Raw genomic sequence first — 4,213 nt, forward strand, 5'->3', positions numbered from 1 at the left:
CTGCCCTCGGCGCTGCCGAGATCTTGGCTGATCGAATGGCTGCGGTGAATGTCACCGGCAACCAGCCACAGTCCGCTCATCACTTCCATCTGGCGGGCGGCGGGAACATCGATCAAATGATCGCCGATTCCGCCCGACAAAAGCGTCAACAGGGGTTTCTGAAGCGTACCGTCCCCGAGTGGGGGCAGCGGTGCGGCCTGGATCGCGGATTGAAGTTCGGTTGAGAAGGACTGGCTGAGCGATTGAGCAAAATCGGTAAATTCGGGCATCTGGCGTTGTTCTCCATCAGAAGCGGACAAACCTGGGGTGAAGACTACCGACAATGTTTTCGGGGTGCTAGACTGCCGGATCGACCCCATTCACTTTTCCCCACGTCGATTGTTTCGATGAGCAACGAACCACAGCCTGTGACCGACGATCCTGCCACCGACATTGCCCCCACGCCGGCCGAACCGGCGGCGCCACCCGCGGCTGAATCGGCTGCCAGTGCGCCTGCTGAAGCCAACGCGTCCGCTGAAGCCAATGCGCCTGCCGAAGCCGGCCAGACGGCCCCAGCCGCACGCGGCGGTTCGGGACCGCTTGCCGCCCGGGGCTTGGGGATCGCCAAACCGGCCTCTCCGAGCGTCTCCACCGAGCAACTCGAAGCGGTCGAAAAGAAAGCCGGCAAACCGAACAAGAAGAAAAAGCCGCCACGACCGCGGATCAAGGGTGACAAAGAAACGCCCGCCGCTGCGGCTCCGGCGACCCAGAAACCGCAGCGTGTTGCCGTGCCCTCGTTGCGTGCGGGGCTGAGCGACGACCTGCAGGCGGAACTGGACGCAGAGCTGGCGGCCGCGGACATCGAATCGATGTTGAGCGGTTCGGCGGGCATGTCCGATCGCAAGGAAGCCTTGGCCGAGGGCACGCGGATCTCGGGCCAGGTGCTGAAGATCCATCAAGACAGCGTGTACATCGCGCTGGGCGGACCCGATGAGGGCGTGATTCCGTTTGAGCAATTCAAAGACGCCGAACCGGCGGTGGGCAGTTCCGTGGAAGTCATGGTGCGTGGATTCAACCGCGACGACGGCTTGTACATGTGCTCGTTGCCGGGATCGACAATCGACGTCGCCGACTGGAGCGATTTGGAAGAAGGCTCGGTCGTCGAAGCCGTCGTGACCGGTCACAACACCGGCGGGTTGGAATGCAAGGTCGGTGGGGTGCGCGGTTTCATGCCGATCAGCCAGATCGCCGAGTACCGCGTCGAAGACGCCAGCGAATTTGTCGACCAGAAATTTGTGTGTCTGGTGACCGAGGCCAATGAGCGTCGCGGCAACTTGGTGCTCAGCCGACGGGCGATCCTGGAACGCGAACGCGAACAAAAACGCGCCGAGCAACTCGCCAAAATCGAACCCGGCGATGTGATGGAAGGCGTGGTTCGCAGCGTCAAAGATTTCGGCGCCTTTGTCGATCTCGGCGCACTCGACGGGTTGATCCACGTCAGCAAACTCAGCTGGGATCGAGTCAAGCATCCCAGCGAAGTGTTGGAAGTCGGCCAAAAAGTGAAGGTCAAACTGGATTCGGTCAACAAGGAAACCGGCAAGATCTCGCTCTCCTATCGAGACCTGTTGGAGAATCCTTGGGACACCGCGGAAGCGGAATTCGCGATCGGCAGCGTTCACAAGGGCACGGTTTCGCGGATCGCGTCGTTCGGCTGTTTCGTCCGCTTGGGTGCCGGCGTCGAAGGCTTGGTGCACGTTAGCGAACTGGCCCACCATCGCGTTTCAAAGGTCGATGCGTTTGTCAGCGAAGGACAAGAAGTCGACGTGAAGATCCTGTCGTTTGACCGCGACAGCCAAAAAATCGGCTTGTCGATCAAAGCGGCACAACAGATCGCCGAGGATTCCAAACCGAAAGAAGAAGAGGTCGAGGAACCCCAACGCGAAGTGGCCGTCAAACCCGCTCACGATGGGCCGCTCAAGGGCGGTAACAACCGCGACACCGGCGGCGAACGATTCGGCCTTCGCTGGTAACGAGCCACGCGTCGTTTTCCAGCTGTGGAAACCACCCACGGTTTGTCGATTCGCCGTTCGTGTCGGGATCTTCCATCCGCTACAATCGAGTCGTGGCAATCGACGGGCTATAGCCCATGCGTTACCTCGGCTGGGAGTGCTTGGTGAAGTCAACTTCTTCTCGTCGGTGCGTCCCGGCGCGACGACTGGTGTCGCGATTGCTGGGAATGGAAACCGAGTACGCGACGCTGGTTCTGAATCAGCCGCATTTGATCACGGCGGATCTGCCGAGTTCGACCGAGATTTACACACAGATCTGCGCGGCGATTCGTCGGAATCAGCCCACGGTCCCCGGTGTCTTTGATCGAGACCAGATGTTTCTCGCCAGCGGGGGTGCGGTGACGTTTGAAACGCATCCTTCCTTGCACGCTCTGCCCGGTGGCTTGATCGAAATCGCGACACCGGAAGTGACCAGCCCGGATGAATTACTCGCTTGCCAATGTTCCATTGATGAACTGGTCGCCGGCGCAGCAGAAGAGGCGGCCGGGGAATGGGACGTGAGGATTTTGAAGAACAGCACCGACGCATTGGGCCACGTCTACGGTTGCCAAGAAAACTATGAAGCGGTCGTCGCCAGCGGCGCTTGGCTTTGCGTTTACCGCGTCTGCATCGCGCTGTTGTGGATGCTTCAACTGATCAGCGTGGTGGTCTCGTTGCCGGTGCTTGCGTGCGCGTTTGCGTTCATCTTTTTAAATCAACGTCGACAAAAACCGACGCGTTCGGTTGACGAGCCGTTGACTGCCCCGGATGCATCGCAAAACACTCCATCGGCCGCCGTCCTCTTTGAAACATTGCCGACTTGGGCCAAGGCGATCTTCATGGGGTTGCTCCGCGGCATCCATCTGCCGACCGTGATCGTGTTGCGGTTTGTCGTCCGCCACGTGGCGTTTCGAAAGCAGCGAAAGTACTTGACCGCACTGCTGGTTTCCCGCGTCGCCCTCTGCGGTGCCGGAGACTTGGATGAAGATGGATGTTATCGGCTGAGTCCCAAAGCGATGGCCATCGACGTGGTTGCTGACATGGGCGGTTATCGCGGTGAACGACCGATTTACGTTTATGGCCATTGGCTGGCACAGTTTTGCGAGCGATCTTTTTTGTCATTGGGATCGACCAAGGCGATGTTCGCCAGACGTCAACGATTTCAAATCGGTTTGTCCGATTCCAATCTTTCCGAACTTGCCGAGTACGTCAAATTCGGTTCGGTCTCGCTGGTGTTGGACATGATTGAATCCGGCGCGACGAGCGAGTTTGTCACGATCCCGCGCCCGATCGCTGCCTTGCATGGCATCGCCTCGGACTGGAACCTCGTCCGTCGCGTGATGACCTGTCGCGGCCGGTTGAGTGCGTTGGAGATCCAACGTCGTTATCTGAAAGCCGCAAAACGATTTGTCGCCGAGACGCCGATTCGAGATCGAGGTGAAGCCACGTTGGTGATCGAGCGATGGTCGGATCTGGTCAACGTCGTTTCCGCATTTCGACGTGACTCGCGGAACGTGACCCCGGCGCTGGGCAGGGTGGATTGGTTGAGCAAACGTTGGATGATCGATCAACTGGGCCAAGATGCTCAGTGGCTGGAGCGAAAGAAGACGGACTTGCGGTATCACGAATTATCGCCGGACGGCTATTTCCAGAAACTCGCGGCGACCAATCCGTCGCTGGCGTTGATCGCGTTGGAACGCATCGAGCGTCGCCGCCGCTCGCCGCCGGCAGATTCACCGGCGGCCAAACGGGGCTGGTTGATTCGCGAATTTGCCGACAGCGGTGACTCCGTCACCGCCGAATGGAGCTACGCGATGCTGCGTGCGGGCAGCGAAACGAAGCGAATCAATTTCGACGCCTGACGCCTGACGCCTCCTCGGCTGCGATCAGCCGACGGTCGAGAAATCTCGGGACTTGCGGCCGAGCAGTTTGTTGGCGTCATCGTCGCCGACGAACACTTCCTGCTTGGGATCCCAAGTCAGTTCGCGACCGGTCATCAGGGCGATGTTGCACAAGTGACACGAGGTCATCGTGCGGTGATGCGACCAGACATCCGAGATCGGCTTGCCACGATCGCCGATGCACTCAAAGAAGTTGCCCATGTGACTGCCGGGCTTTTTGCCTTTGCACAACTCGACGATGTAATCGTTCAACTCAGCTTTGTCGCTGTCGGTCAAACTGTTGAC

2 protein-coding genes and 2 pseudogenes are annotated in these 4,213 nt (G+C 59.3%); 2 read left to right on the forward strand and 2 right to left on the reverse strand.

Annotation, left to right across the window (positions count from 1 at the left end):
• Nucleotides 1-269: pseudogene (locus tag ABX749_RS24165) on the reverse strand (hypothetical protein); the annotation flags it as partial.
• Between the two features lie 117 nt (nucleotides 270-386).
• Between ABX749_RS24165 and ABX749_RS24170 the strand changes: the two are divergent.
• Nucleotides 387-2,009 carry a 30S ribosomal protein S1 gene (locus tag ABX749_RS24170; RefSeq protein WP_372898249.1) on the forward strand — a complete coding sequence of 541 codons (1,623 nt, stop codon included), beginning with the start codon at nucleotides 387-389 and terminating at the stop codon, nucleotides 2,007-2,009.
• A gap of 143 nt (nucleotides 2,010-2,152) precedes the next feature.
• Nucleotides 2,153-3,889 (forward strand): proteasome accessory factor PafA2 family protein, encoded by a 1,737-nt coding sequence (locus tag ABX749_RS24175; RefSeq protein WP_372898250.1) that lies wholly within the window; start codon nucleotides 2,153-2,155, stop codon nucleotides 3,887-3,889.
• Between the two features lie 24 nt (nucleotides 3,890-3,913).
• Here ABX749_RS24175 and ABX749_RS24180 read toward each other — a convergent pair.
• A pseudogene (locus ABX749_RS24180) lies at nucleotides 3,914-4,213 on the reverse strand (dehydrogenase); the annotation flags it as partial.

Source organism: Stieleria sp. (assembly GCF_041595215.1).
In the GTDB taxonomy this organism is placed as follows: domain Bacteria; phylum Planctomycetota; class Planctomycetia; order Pirellulales; family Pirellulaceae; genus Stieleria; species Stieleria magnilauensis.

Coding starts and splice junctions, on each gene's coding strand:
- ABX749_RS24170 (WP_372898249.1), top strand. CDS start 387: ATGAGCAACGAACCACAGCCTGTGACCGACGATCCTGCCACCGACATT.